The sequence below is a fragment of the Exiguobacterium sp. PHA03 genome, assembly GCF_041945985.1.
In the GTDB taxonomy this organism is placed as follows: Bacteria; Bacillota; Bacilli; order Exiguobacteriales; family Exiguobacteriaceae; genus Exiguobacterium_A.
In genome coordinates this window covers 22,865-41,447 of record NZ_JAUTYQ010000006.1, presented here as the reverse complement: position 1 = coordinate 41,447, position 18,583 = coordinate 22,865, and the positions used below count along the sequence as shown (strand labels likewise).

Sequence of the window (18,583 nt, the reverse complement as noted above, 5' to 3'; positions counted from 1 at the left end):
AATTATTTTAAAGGAAAAGGAGCTTTTTCATGAAACACGAACTTCCTATTGTACATGCACTTCAACGTCACTTAGATCGAACGCCCATCTCATGGCATGTTCCTGGACATAAGAATGGAACTCTGACACCTCTTCCTGACTTTTTTAAATGGGACGTCACAGAATTACCTGGTCTAGATGATTTTCATCATCCGGAAGAGGCTATTGCAGACGCAATAGCTTTGCTTCAAAAAGTCTACGATGCAAAAGCGAGTCATTTCCTTGTGAATGGTTCGACTGTTGGGAACTGGGCGATGCTTGCAGCTGTAGCAATAAGAGGAGAGCGTGTTTATGTACAGCGTAATTCGCATAAATCGGTATTTAATGCACTCGAATGGTTAGGAATCGAACCGATCTTTCTTGAACCAGATACCCATAAAGAAACGGGAATCAGTGGTCATGTTTCACGTGAAACATTAAAGGAAGCGTTTACGAAATATCCAGGAGGAGTTGGCGTGTTTATCACTTCACCGACATATTACGGAGAAGTGGCTGATATCACGTCACTCGTTCAGCTCACGACGTCGCACGGACTCCCTTTATTAGTGGATGAAGCACACGGTGCACACTTCGGTAAAGCATTTGGTGTTCGTTCTGCATTTGAATTAGGAGCAACCGCTGTTGTCCAGTCTGCCCATAAAACGCTTCCTGCACTGACGATGGGAGCATGGATGCACGAGCGATTTTCGGAAAAGATGAGAAGAAAGTTACAGCGAGCGCTCCAAGCGTTTCAAACCTCAAGTCCTTCGTATTTGTTACTGGCTTCATTAGACTATGCCCGTTCCTATCGTGAACAATGGACAGTTGAAGGTATGTCAGATATTCAGGTTAGTCACGATGCGTTTATCGAATCACTTCAACGGTTCGATCATATGACCGTCCTTCGCTTTGATGATTGGTCACGGATGACATTAACGTATGAGGGATATTCAGGAGATGCGTTGTTGCACGCGTTACGAGCTGTTCAACTCGATGCGGAATTTGCTCTAGGAGATCACGTCGTCTGTATTTTGCCACTTCGTCCGCTAGCAAAGTCTGAGCAGGATGACTGGGTTCATCGTGTCGAACGCGCTATTCAAATGATGAAATCAGAAGGAATTCCTTTGAAAAGGTATATCGAGCAACCAATTATGGGTAAAATACAGGTATCTGCTTTAGCTTGTTCTTATGAACAGTTAGAACAAGCAACAGGTACGTTCCGTCAGCTGGATGAGTGTATCGGTCATGTTTCACTCGAAACCATTATTCCGTACCCGCCAGGCATTCCATTGATCGTCAGAGGCGAACGCATTACGGCGGAACAGGTACTACGTTTACGACATTATCAAACCGTAGCCGTTCATTTGCAAGGGGGCGAACAATTGCAACAAGGAGCGTTACGCGTCATAGAGGAAGGGTTTGAAAGATGAAAGGTACGTTCATTACTGTCGAAGGACCGGATGGTGCCGGGAAAACGACACAACTACAATTGCTTAATGATGTGTTAAAAGAAAAGGGCTATAATGTCATGATGACCCGTGAGCCAGGTGGCACACGCGTTGGGAACGAAATTCGTTCATTGATTTTAAATCCTGATTTTGAAGAAATGAAAGAGATGACGGAAATTCTGCTGTATGCAGCGTCTCGTGCCCAGCATGTCGAAGAATTGATTCGACCGGCGTTAGAGGCAGGCACAATCATCTTATGTGACCGATTCGTTGATGCCTCACTTGCCTATCAAGGATATGGGCTTGGACATCCGATTGATCTCGTGCGTCATATTAATGATTCTGCAACAGGTGGATTAGCGCCAGACCGGACGTATTTATTTGATTTAACGGTAACGGATTCTAAAAAACGAATGATGGACCGGGGAGCACTTGATCGAATCGAGCAACGAGATGATGCGTTTCGTGCCCGTGTCTATGATGGTTTCAAACAGATTGCGGCATCGGACCCAGAACGGGTACAGATTGTACAAGCCAATCGATCGATTGAAGTGATTCATCAGGACTTAGTGGAAGATGTCATTACGTATTTAGAAGAAAAGGAGAGATTCTCATGAAAATGGTCATTACGATTGTTCAAGATAAAGACAGCTTACGTTTGGCGGAAGCGCTTGTCGAGCATGATTTCCGAGCAACGAAACTAGCAACGACAGGTGGTTTTCTTAAAGAGGGAAACACGACGTTCATGATTGGTGTACAGAGTGAGCGTCTCGATGATCTGTTAAGATTGATCAAAAAGAATTGTTCGAGTCGTGAACAGATGGTCTCTCCAATCTCACCAATGGGTGGTCATGCCGATTCTTATATCCCGTACCCTGTTGAAGTCCAGGTAGGCGGGGCAACGGTCTTCGTCTTGCCAATCGAAGGGTTTCACCAATTCTAATGCAGACGTTTCATGAACTGGAACAGACACAATCGGTCATTTCGACGATTCTTCAAAATTCGTTACGAAACGATCGAATCAATCACGCTTATATCTTCACTGGAGACTATGAGCCGCTTCTACTTGAAGCGGCTCACTTGTTCGCGAAAAGCCTTTTTTGTGAGACCCCGGTCGATGTAGAGCCGTGTGGTGTCTGTCGTAGCTGTCGGCGGATGGAAAGTGGTAACTTGGTCGATTATTATGAAATCGAACCAGATGGCGCGACCATCAAAAAAGAACAGATTCAACAATTGATGCATGATCTCTCACTCCGAGGACTTGAAGGCGATCGTCAGATTTATGTCATTACACAGTCCCATAAGATGACTCCCCAAGCAGCGAACAGTTTGCTGAAGTTCTTTGAGGAACCAGGAGAAGGAAAAGTGGCCTTATTGTTGACGAATCAACCTCAACTCCTTTTACCTACGATTCGATCGCGGGGACAGTTATTAAGTTTTCGTCCAGCGGATCGTCAAATGATTGGCGAGGTTTTATCTGAAAAAACGGGACGGGACCACGAGTTGACGCAACTGGCAGCGCGTGTCTATCCAAAAGTCGAGGATGCAGAAGAAGCATTACTCGAAGACTGGTTTGTAAATGCGCGAGCGTCAGTGTTACAATTGATGGAGGAATTAGCGAATCGTCCGGCTGATTTACCACTGTTCGTACAAGAGAAATGGATGGGACAATTCAAGAACCGTCAGGATGTCCGAATTGGCCTTGAACTCGTCACTTGTTTCTTCGAGGATGTCTTACGCCTGAAACTGAATCCGGCGTGGGAAGGTATGACCTATACGAATAGTAAACCCCAACTTGAACAGATGGGGTCCAAGAGCCAGACGACGATCACCCGCTGGTTACAAGCTGTGCTTGCCGCAGTCCGACGGGTCGAAGCGAATGTTAATCCCCAATTAACAGTTGAGCGTCTCATGTTTGACTTACAGAAAGGGTAGAGCGACATGCTAGAAGTAGTAGGCGTTCGCTTTAAAGAAGCGGGCAAAATTTATTATTTTGCACCTGGACAAGAGTCATTATCACGAGGACAAGCAGTCATCGTTGAGACGGTACGGGGCATTGAATATGGCGAAGTGGTCATCGCCGATAAACAAATGGACGAAGAAGATGTGGTGTTGCCACTGAAATCCATTCTTCGAATTGCTGACGATAAAGATGCAATGATCGTCCGCGAAAATAAAGTCGCAGCGCTTGATGCGCATGCGGTATGTGTCGAAAAAATCCGTGAACATAAACTCGATATGAAATTGGTCGATGTCGAGTACACGTTTGACCGCAATAAGGTCATCTTCTACTTCACGGCAGAAGGACGTGTTGACTTCCGTGAGCTCGTCAAAGATTTAGCGGCTGTTTTCCGGACACGCATCGAACTCCGTCAAATCGGTGTTCGAGATGAAGCGAAGTTACTTGGAGGCATTGGTCCATGTGGTCGTGTCTTATGTTGTTCATCTTTCCTTGGTGAGTTCGAACCGGTCTCGATCAAGATGGCAAAAGATCAAAACCTGTCGTTGAATCCGACGAAGATTTCAGGGGTGTGTGGTCGTTTAATGTGCTGTCTAAAATATGAGAACGATACGTATGAAGAGATGCGCCGTGACTTGCCGGACTATGGAAAACGTTTGACGGTACCTGAAGGCGAAGGACGCGTCGTTGGCTTGAACATCCTCGATCAAGTCGTTCAAATTGAACTGAAGGATCGTTCCCGCGTCTTGACGTATTCGATGGAAGAACTATTATCCGTTGGTGCCGTAAAACCAAAACGACCAAAAGAATAACGGGGTGCATACGCGTGGAGAGAGTCGATAAAAAAGAAATCATTACGCGTGTCGATGCGATTGAGCAACAGATTCATTTGCTGACTGAGCATCTGAGCGTGTTAAAGGATCAGCTGGCTTACATGATGGAAGAGAACCAACATCTGTATCTGGAGAATCATCATCTTCGGGAAAAAGTCGAACGCGATGAACAACAGCCGGTCACGGAAGCGGAAGAAGCGGAAGCAGGCGTTGGTGCGGGCTATGACAATCTCGGACGATTGTACCAGGAAGGGTTCCACATCTGTAACTTGCATTATGGACAAGTGCGAAAAGACGGCGATTGTCTCTTCTGCTTATCCATGTTAACGAAACATTGAGAGGCTGACTTCTACATGAGTCAGTCTTTTTTTCGGAAAGGAAGGCACGACATGTTTGAACTATTACCAGACGAACGACTTGATTATCTCTTAGGACAAGAAGGGAAAATCATTCAAAGTCCATCCGTCTTCTCCTATTCACTCGATGCGGCATTGCTCGCACGATTTGCATGGGTTCCAATTCAACAGGGGCGGATTGCCGATCTTTGCTCTGGGAACGGTGCGATCCCACTCTTTTTATCCTACCGGACGAAAGGGCAGATCACGGGTCTTGAAATTCAGCCGCGACTAGCGGAGATGGCGCGACGTAGCATTAACTTGAATGAACTGAACGATCAGATTGAGATGATTGATGGTGACGTCAAAGAGGCGGGGGCACGTCTTGGATACGGCATCTATGATGCTGTCACCTGTAATCCGCCTTATTTTTTAGCCAACGAGACATCAAACCAAAACCAAAGTGAACATTATACGATCGCAAGGCATGAAGTCCTCTGTACACTTGAAGACTGTATTCGTGGTGCATCTGATTTGTTAAAACAAGGCGGAAAGGCAGCGTTCGTCCATCGACCGGAACGACTGCTCGATATCGTCACTTTGATGCGAACATACCGCTTGGAACCGAAACGGATGCAGTTGATTTATCCGAAGGCAGGGAAGGAAGCGAACATGCTTTTGATCGAGGGGATCAAGGATGCAAAACCTGGACTGAAGGTTCTTTCCCCGTTCATCGTCTATGAAGCGGACAACTCGTATGCGGCTCAGATGAAGGAACTGTTCGATGTCTGAGCATGCAGTCTATATCGTTCGTTGCCAAGATGATACGTATTATACGGGTTACGCAGTAGACGTCACGCAACGCATCGCAACACATAATGCAGGCAAGGGGGCGAAGTATACACGTGCCCGTCTGCCGGTCGTCCTCGTTCATGAGGAAATTTTCGCGACAAAATCAGAAGCGATGAAGCGGGAATACGCGATTAAACAATTGACACGTTCACAGAAAGAGCGTTTGATTCAAGGAGGAACCTCATGAAAGCGACAAGTAGCTATCAACAGCAAGGAGTCGGTCTCTATATCGTCCCGACACCAATCGGCAATTTAGAAGACATGACGTATCGAGCTGTCCGGATCTTACAGGAATCTGATATCGTCGCAGCAGAAGATACCCGGCAGACGATGAAACTGTTTCGGCATTTTTCGATTGAGACGAAGCTGGTCAGTTACCACGAACACAATAAACAAACAAGTGGCGAACGACTACTCGCTGATTTAGAGGCGGGAAAGCAAATTGCCCTCGTCTCCGACGCCGGGATGCCCGGTATTTCGGACCCGGGAAGCGATTTGATCCGCCAAGCGATCGCAGCAGATATTCCTGTCATCGTTCTTCCGGGTGCGAACGCTGCATTGACAGCCCTTGTCGCGTCCGGTCTGTCGACAGAACGCTTTTTGTATTATGGTTTTTTGCCACGAAAGAAAAAAGAACGCCGCGAAGCGTTAGAGCAATTGAAATACGAATCAGGAACACTCATCTTTTATGAAGCACCGCATCGATTGAAAGAGATGTTGCAAGGGATCGAAGAAATACTTGGTGATCGCCAGGTGACGTTAGCCCGAGAACTAACGAAACGGTATGAAGAGTATATTCGTGGAAGTGTGAGTGAATTACGCGCTTGGGCAGCAGAAGACGTTCGAGGTGAGTTCGTCGTCCTTGTCGAAGGATCAAACGAAGAACGACCGGATGCCGTCATTCAAGACAGTGATCCGCTCGAGCAAATCCGTCGGTATATCGAAGAGGGCGAAAAGCCGAATGCAGCGTTGAAGCGTGTCGCAAAAGAACGAGGACTGGATCGTCAGGAACTGTACCTCGCGTTTCACGAAGCAGATTAAAAAAAGAAGCCCCGTTAAGGAGCTTCCTTTTTTGTTTATTCGTTGCTTGCGTAATGACGATCGAGGAAATCTTTTAATTCAACGAGAACGCGTTGTGCGCCATCTGGTGAAAGAATCAATTTACCATCAGCCAATTTGAAGTTATCTTCTGATACTTCACCTGTCACTTGGCAAGTCATGTTTGGTTTATATTTTTTAAGGATGATCTGTTCGTTGTCGACATAGATCTCGAGGGCATCCTTTTCTGCGATTTGAAGTGTACGGCGTAATTCGATTGGAATTACGACACGACCGAGCTCGTCTACTTTACGTACAATACCTGTTGATTTCATTTTGTTGTTCCTCCTTTGATGTCATGGATCTCTTTTTCTTTTGAAAAATCGTCAAAATTCGACATCGTTTCTATAGAATGTAGAATACTAGACTTTCCAAAAGTAGTCAACCAATCTGAATAGCTTGAAATCAAAATGTCATTTATTTCTCAAAAAACCCATATTTGAAACGATTTATTAATATATTTTCCCTTTTTAAAGGAAATGAAACTATAGAGTGTGTTTTTTTGTAATTTGATGTCTGATGTCAAAAAATGTTTCGATTCGACAAAAAGTGAATTTCGACATCAGTCCCGTAACAGCGTATAATAGCCTATAATGAAGATGGAAATAAGAGAACGGAGGAATAACATGGCAAAGACATTTTATATCACGACCCCGATTTATTATCCAAGTGCAAAACTACATATCGGTCACGCGTATACGACGGTGGCTGGAGATGCAATGGCACGGTACAAACGACTTCAAGGATTCGACGTCCGGTATTTGACAGGTAGCGATGAGCACGGTCAAAAGATCCAGGAAAAAGCAGCAGAAGCAGGTATCTCGGAACAGGCATTCGTCGATGGTGTCGTCGAGCAGATTAAAGTCTTATGGGATCGTCTCGACATCTCGTACGATGATTATATCCGGACGACAGAACCACGTCACAAGAAAGTCGTCGAAAAAGTGTTCGAGACACTTCTTGAATCAGGCGATATCTACCTAGGTGAATACGAAGGTTGGTATTCGATTCCGGATGAGACGTACTATACGGAATCACAACTCGTCGACGGAAAGAGCCCCGATAGTGGACACCCAGTCGAACTCGTTCGCGAAGAATGTTACTTCTTCCGGATCAGCAAGTACGCGGACCGTCTGCTTGAGTACTTTGAAGCGAATCCGTCATTTATCTTGCCAGAATCACGTAAACACGAAATGATCAATAACTTCATTAAACCGGGTCTCCAAGACTTAGCGGTCTCACGGACGACATTCAACTGGGGTGTACAAGTCCCATCGAATCCGAAGCACGTCGTCTACGTCTGGATCGATGCGTTGACGAACTATATCTCGTCACTCGGTTATGGTACGGACGATCATGGTAATTTCGATAAGTACTGGCCAGCAGATGTTCATCTCGTCGGAAAAGAAATCGTTCGTTTCCACACGATCATTTGGCCGGCACTCTTGATGGCACTTGATCTCCCATTACCGAAGAAAGTCTTCGCACACGGTTGGTTGTTGATGAAAGACGGAAAAATGTCGAAATCAAAAGGGAACGTCGTTGATCCGATCCCATTGACGGATCGTTACGGTCTTGACGCCCTTCGTTATTACTTGTTACGCGAAGTTCCATTCGGTTCAGATGGTATGTTCACACCTGAAGCATTCGTTGAGCGGATGAACTACGATTTAGCAAACGACCTTGGGAACTTACTCAACCGAACGATCGCGATGGTCACGAAATACTTTGACGGTGAGATCCCAGCCTATACAGGCAATGTGACACCGTTTGATGCGACACTCTCGGATCTTGCAAAAGAAACGGTCACGAAAGTCGAAGCATCGATGGAACACATGGAATTCTCTGTCGTGCTATCGAACATTTGGCAATTAATCAGCCGTGCCAATAAATACATCGATGAGACACAACCGTGGGTTCTTGCAAAAGACGAATCCAAAACGGCGGAACTCGGTTCGGTCATGGTGCATCTCGTCGGCGTCTTACGTCACGTGGCGATCATGTTGCAACCGTTCATGACGCGTTCACCAAAAGAGATCTTCGCGCAACTTGGTCTCTCCGGACAAGCGATGGACTGGGCAGCGCTCGAGAAATTCGCAGACATCACACCAGGAACAAAAGTTGGTACAGCGACACCGATTTTCCCACGTCTTGATGTCAAAGAAGAGGTCGAAGCAATCGTCGACATGATGCATCAAGCTTCTGCAGCACGTGTGGAGGAAGAGGAAGTCGAAGAGGCTGATGAAGACATTCGTCCGGAAACGACGATCGATGTCTTTGATCAGATCGAGTTACGTGTCGGTGAAGTCGTGACGGCTGAAAAGATCAAGAAGGCGAAAAAACTACTGAAGTTACAAGTCGATATGGGCAAAGAAACACGCCAAATCGTCTCTGGTATCGCGCAGTGGTATGAGCCGGAAGATTTAGTCGGACGTAAGGTCATCGTCGTAGCGAACTTAAAACCGGTCACGTTACGTGGCGAACTCTCACAAGGAATGGTCCTTGCTGCTGAGAAAGCAGGAAAACTTGAACTCGCGACGGTCCCATCAACGATGGCAAACGGCGCAAGCGTAAAATAAAACCGATGCCTGTGGACTTCATGTCACAGGCATTTTTTTAAAGAAGGAGTCGAATAAGATATGTTAATCGATACACACACTCACTTGAATGCAGACCAATTCGCGGAAGACGTTCATGAAACGATCGAGCGGGCACGTGCAAACGGCGTTTCACCGATGATCGTCGTCGGATTTGATCATAAGACAATCGACCGCGCGATGGAACTCGTCGAAGCGTACGATGATCTTTATGCGGTCATCGGATGGCATCCCGTCGACTCGATTGATTTTGATGAGGAAGCCTATCAAAAGGTCGAACGATTGATGGATCATGAAAAAGTCGTTGCGCTTGGAGAAATCGGACTCGACTACCACTGGGATACGTCACCGAAAGACGTCCAACAGGAAGCTTTCCGCAAACAGATCCGTCTCGCGAAGCAGAAGAAAAAACCGATCGTCATCCATAACCGGGAAGCGACAGAAGATACGTTACGAATCCTTGAAGAAGAGGATGCAAAAGAAGTCGGTGGTATTTTGCATAGCTACAGTATGAGTGCTGAATTGTTACCGCGTTGCCTAGCGATGAACTTCTATATTTCACTTGGTGGACCTGTTACGTTCAAAAACGCGAAAATGCCAAAACGTGTTGCACAGGAAGTACCGCTCGATCGTTTACTCGTTGAGACGGACTGTCCGTATCTGACACCAACACCACACCGCGGTAAACGCAACGAGCCGGCTTACGTTCGGTTCGTCGCTGAAGAAATTGCGCAGCTCCGTGGCATGATGTATGCCGATGTGGAAGCAGCAACGACGGAAAATGCAAAACGGGTCTTCCGTTTGCCATGATGCGTTCGTTGACGTTCATTACAATCGGGTGCAGCCTGCTACTTGCGGCTGCACTCGTCTATGGGATGATGGATCATCCACGAACCGTGACAGTTTTGATTGATGGACAAGAGCAGCAGGTGAAGACAACGGCTGATTCTGTTTATGGCGTTCTCAAAGAAGCCGGCATTACGACGCGTGACAATGATGTGATTGAACCGGCTCTTAGTGCCGACCTGCCGAAAAAACGATTAATCGTCATTCAGCGGGCAAAAGAAATCACATTGATCATGGGCTACGGTGAGTCCCGTCGCGTCCGGACGCAGGCGCGTCAAGTAAAGGATCTACTTGCAGAGCGCGGTATCAAGAAAGCCGACACGGATGATATCTATCCGTCTTCTGACTCTGTATTGACGAGTGGTATGACGGTGCGGTACCGCGAAGCTTTTCCCGTTGATCTCGTCGTCGGGGGAAAAGCCCGACAACTCTACACGTATGAAACGACGGTCCGCGAATTGTTAGGACGGGAAGGAATCCGTCTTCAAAAGGAAGATCGGGTCGCTCCAAATCCCGATACCCGCGTGACGGAAGGGACGTTGATTACGGTCAACACGACACGTCGTGCGATGTTGACTCAGGATCAACTCGTTCCGTTTGAGATCGAAGAAGTCGAGGATCCGACCTTACCGGAAGGCGAGCAACTGGTGACGACATCAGGTCGTCCGGGTGTCCGAACGAAAAAGTATCAATTGACGTTAGCTGACGGTCTTAGTAAAGAGAAAAAACTGATTGATGACCAAGTGACACGGACGCCGATCAAACAAGTCGTCAAAGTCGGGACAAAACCGATTGAGACACCAATCGAAGCGCCCGTCTTCAACGAAAAACAAGCGACCAATCCGCTAACTGAAACACCGAAAGCCGATGCGGATCTTGATTTTGAGAGTGCGAAGAGCTTGATGGTCGAAGCGACAGCGTATACGAACGACCCAGCTTCGAACGGCAGTCGTTTGTACAATGGTCGTGCCTTGACAGCGACCGGGTATGACGTGACCGATACGATCACCTATCAAGGTTTGCCGATCATCGCGGTTGATCCGAAGGTCATTCCGCTTGGCACGAAGGTCTACGTCGAAGGGGTTGGTCTTGCGATCGCTCTCGATACAGGTGGTGCCATTAAAGGCAATAAGATTGATATTTTAGTCGATGGTGAACAAAAAGCAAAGACGTTCGGTCGAAAACAACTGCAAGTCTGGGTCATTCCTAGTGCAACGGAAGCGGACACGTGACGCTTCCTTGTTTTTTTCGTGGAAACAGGTACAATTACGAGAGTGTTTGAAGAAGGTGGAGAGATCATGCGGAAACGCTTAAAAGAAGTCATCGTCGTCGAAGGACGAGATGATACGACACGATTACAAGAAGTTTTTGATGTCGATACAATTGAAACGAACGGTTCAGCCGTTAATGAACAGACGATGCAACGCATTGAGAAGGCCCTCGAACGACGCGGTGTCATCATTTTCACGGATCCTGATTTTCCAGGAGATCGTATCCGTGCCCGAATCAATGAACGTGTACCAGGCTGTAAACATGCCTATCTTCCGCGTGCTCAAGCAAAAGATAAGCGCGGTAAAATTGGTGTTGAACATGCCTCACCTGCCGCAATCGAAGAGGCGCTCGCTGCTGTCTATGAGACGGAAGAAGCACCGGTTGCCGAAGTGACACGTGAGATGATTTTGGCAGCTGATTTGATTGGTGGACCAGCAGCCTCGATCCGTCGTCGTCGTCTCGGTCAGATTCTTGCGATTGGTGAACCGAATGCAAAACAACTCGTCAAACGTGTCGCATCGATCCGAATCACGCTGGCGGAATGGGAAGCAGCGTTGAAACAACTAGAGGAGGAAGAAGTTTGAAAGACATTGCTACATTGCACCGGACGAAAGAAATTTTAGCGAAACATGGCTTTTCGTTTAAAAAATCGTTAGGGCAAAACTTTTTAATCGATTTAAATGTATTAGGAAACATCGTCGGAGCAGCTGGATTAACGCCTGAGAGTGGTGTACTCGAGATCGGACCAGGAATCGGCTCATTGACGGAACAATCGGCGAAACAGGCGAAAAAAGTCGTTGCTCTTGAAATTGATCAACGATTGTTACCGATTCTTGATGATACACTTGCACCATATCCCCATACGAAGGTCATTCACGGTGATGCTCTTGAACTCGATCTTTCGACGATCGTTGCTGAAGAGTTCACGCAAGAAGGCATCACCGACATTGCCGTCGTCGCGAACCTCCCGTATTATGTCACGACACCGATTATCATGCGGATCCTTGAAGCGAAAGCACCGTTTCGGACGCTCGTCATGATGATTCAAAAGGAAGTCGCTGAACGAATCGGTGCAAAACCAGGCACGAAAGCATATGGATCTCTATCGATCGCGATTCAATACTATGCGGAAGCTGAAGTCTGCTTCACGGTCCCAAAACAAGTCTTCATTCCAGCACCAAACGTCGATTCAGCAGTCATCCGCTTGAACATTCGAAAAGAGCCGGCGGTACAGACACAGGATGAGGCACTCTTCTTTGAAATCGTCCGAGCAAGTTTTGCACAACGTCGGAAAACGATTTTAAACAACTTGACGACACACTTCGGGAAAACGGAAAAAGCGGCGGTCGAAGCAGCGTTGTTAGAAGCTGGAATCGAACCGCGTCGTCGCGGAGAAACGCTCAGCCTGCAGGAATTCGCACAGTTAGCGGATGCACTTTTGCCAATTAAAAAACGTTGACGGATACGAGTAGAACAGATATAATATTTCCCCTTTCTAATATTTATTTAATATGCTATAATAAATATTAGTGAGGTGAAGCGTATGCCAAAGACGTTGAACGAAATCAGACATGTTTTCGAAACACATGTTGGTGAAAGACTGACGCTAAAAGCAAGCGGCGGTCGTAAAAAGGTCGTAACCCGAATCGGAACGCTCGTTGAGACGTATCCTTCGGTGTTTGTAGTCAAGCTAGACGCAGAGCGCCACAATGTCGAGCGAGTTTCTTATAGCTACGCCGACGTGCTAACAGACTCCGTACAAATCGAATTTGCGAATTCGTAAACTTACCTTCCGAAGCGGACAAAATGTTCGCTTCTTTTTTTGTGGAAAGGTTGATACAATTCCTACAGGAAACGAACTAGAGGAGGAACGGCACGATGACGATTATTGTAAAGGCTCCGGCCAAGATCAACCTAGTCCTGGATGCGACGGCAAAGCGCCCGGACGGCTATCACGATGTACATATGGTGATGACGACAGTCGATTTGGCAGACCGTCTAGAATTGACGGAGCTGCCGTCAGGAGAAATTCGAATGAATGCCCAGCATGCTTACGTTCCGAACGACGAACGTAATCTTGCTTATAAAGCAGCAGCGATCTTAAAAGAAAAATACGACGTCAAGACAGGAGTAGAGATCTTCTTAGAGAAACACATTCCAGTTGCAGCCGGACTCGCTGGTGGATCCAGTGACGCGGCAGCGACGTTACGCGGATTAAATGAGTTGTGGCAACTCGGTTTGACGCTTGAAGAGTTGGCGGAAGTCGGCGCAGCAGTGGGCTCTGACGTCCCGTTTTGTGTCATGGGTGGAACAGCGATTGCAACGGGTCGCGGAGAGAAGCTAGAAAAACTTGTCTCACCACCCCCATGCTGGGTTGTTCTTGCTAAACCGACGATCGGTGTTTCAACAGCTGACGTCTATGGTGCCCTCGATTTGAACACGGCAAAACGTCCGAACGTCGAAGCAATGATTGATGCGGTGAAGGCGCAAGATTTCCAAGCCATCTGCCAATCACTCGGTAATGTTCTCGAAGCGGTCACGTTGCCGATGCACCCAGAAGTCGAGCAAATCAAGGAATTCATGGCAAGTTGTGGCGCAGAAGGCGTCTTGATGAGCGGAAGTGGTCCGACGGTCTTTGCTCTAACGGAGCATGAAAATCGGGCACAACGTCTCTATAATGGATTACGCGGCTTTTGTAACGAAGTCTACGTCGTTCGTCTTTTAGGCGAAAACCATTGATAATATCCGTATGAAAATGATATATTCACTATTGAATATTCGGAATTACGGAGAGGTGGAACGAAACAAATGAAAATTCGGAGAAGTGGTCGATTGGTCGACATGACGCGGTACTTGCTTGACCATCCCCATCATCTCGTCTCATTGACGATTTTTGCAGAACGTTATAAATCGGCGAAATCGTCGATCAGTGAAGATTTAGATATCGTCAGCGAGATGTTAGAACATGAGGGAACAGGTCGTCTCGTTACAGTACCAGGTGCTGCGGGTGGCGTCATGTTCATACCGACGTGGAGCAGTAAGAAGGCGTTACCGTTCATCGATGATCTATGTGAACGTGTCGCTCGTCCAGACCGACTGTTACCGGGGGGATACCTTTATTTGACGGACTTACTTGGAGATCCGAAGATGGTCAAACAAATGGGACAAGTGTTTGCATCTGTCTTTAGCCAAAAGAAAGTCGATGTCGTCATGACGATCGCAACGAAGGGGATTCCACTTGCTTATGCAGTCGCTGAGCAACTTGGTGTACCGTTCGTCATCGTGCGTTCAGATAGTCGTGTTACGGAAGGATCAACAGTCAGCATCAACTATGTCTCGGGTTCTTCAAAAGCGATCCGGACGATGGCACTCGCGCGTCGAAGTTTACCACGTGGAGCGAATGTCTTATTGATTGATGACTTCATGAAAGCCGGCGGAACGATTCGCGGAATGATGAGTCTCTTAAGCGAGTTTGAAGCAAAGGTCGCAGGTGTTGGTGTTTTGATCGAGGCAGAAGGTGCTGAGAAGAAGATGGTCAACGAATACGTCAGCTTAATGAAATTAGCGGACGTCGACGTCGATCTTGGTCAAATCCAAGTCAAGCGTGGAAACGTCGACCACTATTTCTCGGAAGCTGAGACTACCTGAAATTGACAGCCGCATGGATTGTAACTATACTGTAATTATCAAACTTTTGGAAATTATGCGTAAAAAGATTGGGAAAGACTAAACCTTTGTTTGTTTTAAGCCGTAAGTAGAAGTAGACAACGAAGAGTTGTGACAACGGTTAAAGGGGTGCGGACAAAATGAACGTTACGGACGTTAAAATTCGTCGCGTCGTAGCAGAGGGTCGAATGAAAGCACTTGCCTCTATTACGCTCGACCACGAATTCGTGGTACATGATTTGCGTGTCATCGAAGGGAACAGTGGTCTCTTCGTCGCCATGCCAAGCAAACGAACGCAAGAAGGTATCTTCCGGGATGTCGCTCATCCAATCAATGCATTAATGCGAAAAAAGGTCGAAGATTCAGTACTCGAAGCCTATGCGGCACGTGAGGATCAAGAAGAAGGCGTCTGTTACGAAGTCTCTTCTGCCCAAACGACAGATCAAGCATAAGAAAAAGACAGGTTTCTCTTCTTGGGAAAACCTGTCTTTTTCTCGTTTTTTCATCGATTCCGCTTCGTCCCATCATTGAATAACGATGCCATTTTCGTTATAGTTGGAACGAGTGTACTATTTCAGAACGAAATCAACACTAATTTACGTGGAGGAGCGACAAGGATGAATCATTTCGCGGTAATTCTAGCAGCGGGTAAAGGAACTCGGATGAAATCTAAGCTTTACAAAGTACTTCACCCAGTCGCTGGGAAACCTATGGTACAGCACGTCGTCGATCAATTAGCGACGCTCGGCGTCAAGCGACAGGTCGTCATCGTCGGTCACGGTGCGGAATCCGTCAAAGAAGTGCTTGGCACATCGGTGGAATACGCACTTCAAAGTGAGCAGCTTGGCACAGGACATGCTGTTCAAATGGCAGAACCCGTACTCGGGAACGAACAGGGAGCAACGCTCGTCGTCTGTGGCGATACACCACTCTTGACGAGTGACACACTGGCTTCATTGTTACAACATCATGCGGAGACAAACGCAAAAGTGACCGTCTTGACGGCACTCGCTGACGATCCGACAGGTTACGGACGTATCGTTCGTGGCGAAGACGGAAACGTCTCGAAAATCGTCGAGCATAAGGATGCGAATGCAGAAGAGCTCGCGATTCGTGAAATCAATACCGGTACGTATGTATTCGATAATGAGATGTTGTTCGCGACGCTGAAGCAGGTTAAGAATGATAATGCGCAAGGTGAGTATTACTTACCAGACGTGATTGAGATTGCAAAGGCAGCAGGCGAGACGATCGCAGCGTATGCGGCACCTACGTTCGAAGAGACGATCGGTGTCAATGACCGCGTCGCACTTGCACAAGCAGAAACATCGATGCGCAAGCGAACGAATGAGTACTGGATGCGTCAAGGTGTCACGTTCGTTGATCCGTCTTCGACGTACATCGGACCAGACGTCACGATTGGTTCAGATACTGTTCTCTATCCTGGTACGCAGTTGCTCGGTCAGACGGTCATTGGTTCAGAATGTACGATTGGTCCGAACTCGGATATCCGTAACAGTGAAGTGGCAGATGGCGCCATTGTTCGTCAATCCGTCGTCACGGATAGCAAGATTGGTCCAGCGGCACAAGTCGGTCCATTTGCGCATTTACGTCAGCAAGCGGTTCTCGGTGCGAACACACGCGTCGGAAACTTCGTTGAGATCAAGAAATCAACATTTGGCGAAGGTAGCAAATCAGCCCACTTGAGCTATGTCGGAGATGCAACAATCGGAGCGAACGTCAACCTCGGTTGTGGATCGATCACGGTCAACTATGATGGAAAAAATAAATTCCAGACGATCATTGAGGACGATGCCTTCATCGGCTGTAACGTCAACTTGATTGCACCGGTCACGGTCGGCAAGAATGCCCTTGTTGCTGCCGGATCAACCGTCACGGATGATGTGCCGGAAAACGGTCTCGCGATCGCAAGGGAACGTCAAACGACGAAATCCGATTATCGTTAATTCATTACTTGTCGCTCTACTCGTCTAAACCCAAACAAATGGAGGCCACCTACACATGTCTACTGTCTTAGAACATGAAATTCGTATTTTCGCACTCAACTCGAACAAACCACTGGCAGAGGAAATCGCTAAAGTCATCGGAATCCCGGTGAGCGAAAGTTCAGTCAAACACTTCAGTGATGGCGAAATTTCGATGAACATCGAAGAAAGTGTCCGGGGGGATGATATTTACATCATTCAATCGACAAGCCAACCAGTCAACGAAAACCTGATGGAACTTCTCATCATGATCGATGCACTGAAACGGGCGTCTGCACGGACGATCAACGTCGTCATTCCGTATTACGGTTATGCGCGTCAAGATCGCAAAGCACGTTCACGTGAGCCAATCACGGCGAAACTCGTTGCGAACTTGCTTGAAGTAGCAGGGGCGACACGCGTCGTGACGATGGATCTCCATGCAGCACAAATCCAAGGGTTCTTCGATATTCCAGTAGATCAATTGATGGGTGTACCGCTTCTCGCTTCATATTTCGAGAAAAAGAACATCGATCCAAACGAACTCGTCATCGTTTCTCCAGACCATGGCGGTGTCACACGGGCACGTAAATTAGCAGAGCAATTAAAAGCACCAATCGCGATCATCGACAAACGCCGTCCGAAACCGAACGTCGCAGAAGTCATGAACATCGTTGGTCAAGTCGATGGCAAGATTGCCATCATCATCGATGACATCATCGATACAGCGGGTACGATCACACTTGCAGCGAACGCTTTGATCGAAAACGGAGCGAAACAAGTCTATGCATGTTGTACACACCCTGTTCTTTCAGGTCCGGCAATGGAGCGAATTGAGAACTCAGCGATCGAAGAACTCGTCGTCTTGAACACGATCGATTTAACACAACGCGAATGTGCAAGCAAAATCAAACAAATCTCTGTGGCACGCTTGCTTGCAGAAGCAATCATCCGTGTACACGAACAGAAATCAATCAGCCCGCTCTTCAGCTGATTGCTTATGCATACGAACGATGTGGTCCGGTTTATTGAAATCGGACCCTTGTTCGTTTACTTTTTTAAACAGAAATGAGGAATCGATATGAAATGTATCGTCGGATTAGGGAATCCTGGCGCGAAGTATGCGAATACGCGCCACAACATCGGTTTTCTTGCGATCGATGCCTTAGCGGAGAAACACGGAATCACGCTTTCAGAATCGAAGTTTAAAGCCCTCTTCGGAACGGGAATGATAAACGGAGAACGTGTCGTGCTCGTCAAGCCATTGACGTATATGAATTTATCAGGTGAAGCGGTGCGACCGTTACTTGATTTCTACAAGATCGCGGTCGAGGATGTGCTCGTCATCTATGATGATCTGGATTTACCACTTGAGAAATTGCGCTTGCGTTCGAAAGGCAGTGCAGGCGGTCATAACGGCGTCAAGTCGTTGATCCAGCACCTCGGTACGCAGGAAATCAAGCGTCTTAAACTCGGTGTTGGTCGACCACCGGCACCAATCCAAGTCATCGACTGGGTGTTAATGAATTTTTCGAAGGCGGAACAAGGAAGTCTGCAACACGTACTCAATGCGTCTGTCGATGTAGCGACGGACTTTATAGACACACCGTTTCTCGCTTTGATGAACCGGTATAACTGAACGCAACGCTTTGGGGGTTCCAAAGCGTTTTTGC

Annotated in this window: 22 protein-coding genes; 21 read left to right on the top strand and 1 reads right to left on the bottom strand. The window is 47.2% G+C overall.

Translation table 11 applies throughout. From position 1 onward, the window contains the following. Nucleotides 1–29: 29 nt before the first annotated feature. From Q7C19_RS15465 to rsmI, 9 genes are read left to right on the top strand one after another with little or no spacing between them, the layout of a single operon-like run. Entirely contained in the window at nucleotides 30–1,448 is a 1,419-nt protein-coding gene (locus Q7C19_RS15465) for an aminotransferase class I/II-fold pyridoxal phosphate-dependent enzyme (protein ID WP_375092405.1), read from the top strand. Continuing rightward, nucleotides 1,445–2,083, top strand: coding sequence for a dTMP kinase (gene tmk / locus Q7C19_RS15460; RefSeq protein ID WP_035413201.1), 639 nt, complete (start codon nucleotides 1,445–1,447; stop codon nucleotides 2,081–2,083). Before Q7C19_RS15465 ends, tmk begins: the two co-directional genes overlap by 4 nt. Next, nucleotides 2,080–2,409, top strand: coding sequence for a cyclic-di-AMP receptor (locus Q7C19_RS15455; protein ID WP_023466519.1), 330 nt, complete (start codon nucleotides 2,080–2,082; stop codon nucleotides 2,407–2,409). Before tmk ends, Q7C19_RS15455 begins: the two co-directional genes overlap by 4 nt. Beyond that, entirely contained in the window at nucleotides 2,409–3,401 is a 993-nt protein-coding gene (locus Q7C19_RS15450; RefSeq protein ID WP_035413204.1) for a DNA polymerase, read from the top strand. The genes Q7C19_RS15455 and Q7C19_RS15450 overlap by 1 nt, the downstream gene beginning before the upstream one ends. A 6-nt stretch (nucleotides 3,402–3,407) precedes the next feature. Beyond that, nucleotides 3,408–4,238 (top strand): PSP1 domain-containing protein, encoded by an 831-nt coding sequence (locus Q7C19_RS15445; protein WP_029343044.1) that lies wholly within the window; start codon nucleotides 3,408–3,410, stop codon nucleotides 4,236–4,238. Between the two features lie 8 nt (nucleotides 4,239–4,246). Then, nucleotides 4,247–4,597 (top strand): DNA replication initiation control protein YabA, encoded by a 351-nt coding sequence (yabA, locus tag Q7C19_RS15440; RefSeq protein WP_119182633.1) that lies wholly within the window; start codon nucleotides 4,247–4,249, stop codon nucleotides 4,595–4,597. Nucleotides 4,598–4,648: 51 nt separating this feature from the next. Continuing rightward, the gene (locus Q7C19_RS15435; protein ID WP_056061982.1) at nucleotides 4,649–5,386 is read left to right on the top strand and encodes a tRNA1(Val) (adenine(37)-N6)-methyltransferase; all 738 of its coding nucleotides are present in this window, start codon (nucleotides 4,649–4,651) and stop codon (nucleotides 5,384–5,386) included. Next, a complete protein-coding gene (locus Q7C19_RS15430; protein ID WP_035413209.1) occupies nucleotides 5,379–5,633 on the top strand; it encodes a GIY-YIG nuclease family protein in 255 nt (84 codons plus the stop codon). The genes Q7C19_RS15435 and Q7C19_RS15430 overlap by 8 nt, the downstream gene beginning before the upstream one ends. After that, a complete protein-coding gene (gene rsmI / locus Q7C19_RS15425) occupies nucleotides 5,630–6,487 on the top strand; it encodes a 16S rRNA (cytidine(1402)-2'-O)-methyltransferase (RefSeq protein ID WP_375092404.1) in 858 nt (285 codons plus the stop codon). Before Q7C19_RS15430 ends, rsmI begins: the two co-directional genes overlap by 4 nt. Before the next feature lie 35 nt (nucleotides 6,488–6,522). Here rsmI and Q7C19_RS15420 read toward each other — a convergent pair whose 3' ends face one another. After that, the gene (locus Q7C19_RS15420; RefSeq protein WP_023466531.1) at nucleotides 6,523–6,819 is read right to left on the bottom strand and encodes a transition state genes transcriptional regulator AbrB; all 297 of its coding nucleotides are present in this window, start codon (nucleotides 6,817–6,819) and stop codon (nucleotides 6,523–6,525) included. Between the two features lie 324 nt (nucleotides 6,820–7,143). On the opposite strand from Q7C19_RS15420, the gene metG reads away from it, so the two are divergent. The 12 genes from metG to pth all read left to right on the top strand — a co-directional run bounded on the left by metG (nucleotide 7,144) and on the right by pth (nucleotide 18,549). Then, nucleotides 7,144–9,123 carry a methionine--tRNA ligase gene (gene metG / locus Q7C19_RS15415; protein ID WP_255344378.1) on the top strand — a complete coding sequence of 660 codons (1,980 nt, stop codon included), beginning with the start codon at nucleotides 7,144–7,146 and terminating at the stop codon, nucleotides 9,121–9,123. 60 nt (nucleotides 9,124–9,183) lie between these two features. Then, nucleotides 9,184–9,951 (top strand): TatD family hydrolase, encoded by a 768-nt coding sequence (locus tag Q7C19_RS15410; RefSeq protein WP_035413217.1) that lies wholly within the window; start codon nucleotides 9,184–9,186, stop codon nucleotides 9,949–9,951. Beyond that, nucleotides 9,948–11,219: a ubiquitin-like domain-containing protein gene (locus Q7C19_RS15405; RefSeq protein WP_375092403.1), complete on the top strand. Its 1,272-nt coding sequence runs from the start codon at nucleotides 9,948–9,950 to the stop codon at nucleotides 11,217–11,219. The genes Q7C19_RS15410 and Q7C19_RS15405 overlap by 4 nt, the downstream gene beginning before the upstream one ends. Before the next feature lie 66 nt (nucleotides 11,220–11,285). Next, complete coding sequence (gene rnmV, locus Q7C19_RS15400) at nucleotides 11,286–11,843, top strand: ribonuclease M5 (protein ID WP_035413223.1); 558 nt, start codon at nucleotides 11,286–11,288, stop codon at nucleotides 11,841–11,843. Next, a complete protein-coding gene (rsmA, locus tag Q7C19_RS15395) occupies nucleotides 11,840–12,718 on the top strand; it encodes a 16S rRNA (adenine(1518)-N(6)/adenine(1519)-N(6))-dimethyltransferase RsmA (protein ID WP_290772530.1) in 879 nt (292 codons plus the stop codon). The genes rnmV and rsmA overlap by 4 nt, the downstream gene beginning before the upstream one ends. Before the next feature lie 84 nt (nucleotides 12,719–12,802). Next, on the top strand, nucleotides 12,803–13,042 hold the full coding sequence (locus Q7C19_RS15390; protein WP_012368950.1) for a Veg family protein: 240 nt from the start codon (nucleotides 12,803–12,805) through the stop codon (nucleotides 13,040–13,042). A 95-nt stretch (nucleotides 13,043–13,137) separates the two neighbouring features. After that, entirely contained in the window at nucleotides 13,138–13,998 is an 861-nt protein-coding gene (ispE, locus tag Q7C19_RS15385) for a 4-(cytidine 5'-diphospho)-2-C-methyl-D-erythritol kinase (protein WP_035413228.1), read from the top strand. 69 nt (nucleotides 13,999–14,067) lie between these two features. Further along, nucleotides 14,068–14,907, top strand: a complete 840-nt coding sequence (gene purR / locus Q7C19_RS15380; protein ID WP_023466544.1) for a pur operon repressor — start codon at nucleotides 14,068–14,070, stop codon at nucleotides 14,905–14,907. A gap of 158 nt (nucleotides 14,908–15,065) precedes the next feature. Continuing rightward, nucleotides 15,066–15,377 (top strand): septation regulator SpoVG, encoded by a 312-nt coding sequence (spoVG, locus tag Q7C19_RS15375; protein WP_035413231.1) that lies wholly within the window; start codon nucleotides 15,066–15,068, stop codon nucleotides 15,375–15,377. Nucleotides 15,378–15,542: 165 nt separating this feature from the next. Then, the gene (gene glmU / locus Q7C19_RS15370) at nucleotides 15,543–16,892 is read left to right on the top strand and encodes a bifunctional UDP-N-acetylglucosamine diphosphorylase/glucosamine-1-phosphate N-acetyltransferase GlmU (RefSeq protein ID WP_375092402.1); all 1,350 of its coding nucleotides are present in this window, start codon (nucleotides 15,543–15,545) and stop codon (nucleotides 16,890–16,892) included. 55 nt (nucleotides 16,893–16,947) lie between these two features. Further along, the gene (locus Q7C19_RS15365) at nucleotides 16,948–17,904 is read left to right on the top strand and encodes a ribose-phosphate diphosphokinase (RefSeq protein ID WP_012368955.1); all 957 of its coding nucleotides are present in this window, start codon (nucleotides 16,948–16,950) and stop codon (nucleotides 17,902–17,904) included. 87 nt (nucleotides 17,905–17,991) lie between these two features. Continuing rightward, nucleotides 17,992–18,549 carry an aminoacyl-tRNA hydrolase gene (gene pth / locus Q7C19_RS15360; RefSeq protein WP_035413235.1) on the top strand — a complete coding sequence of 186 codons (558 nt, stop codon included), beginning with the start codon at nucleotides 17,992–17,994 and terminating at the stop codon, nucleotides 18,547–18,549. The last annotated feature ends 34 nt before the right edge of the window (nucleotides 18,550–18,583 follow it).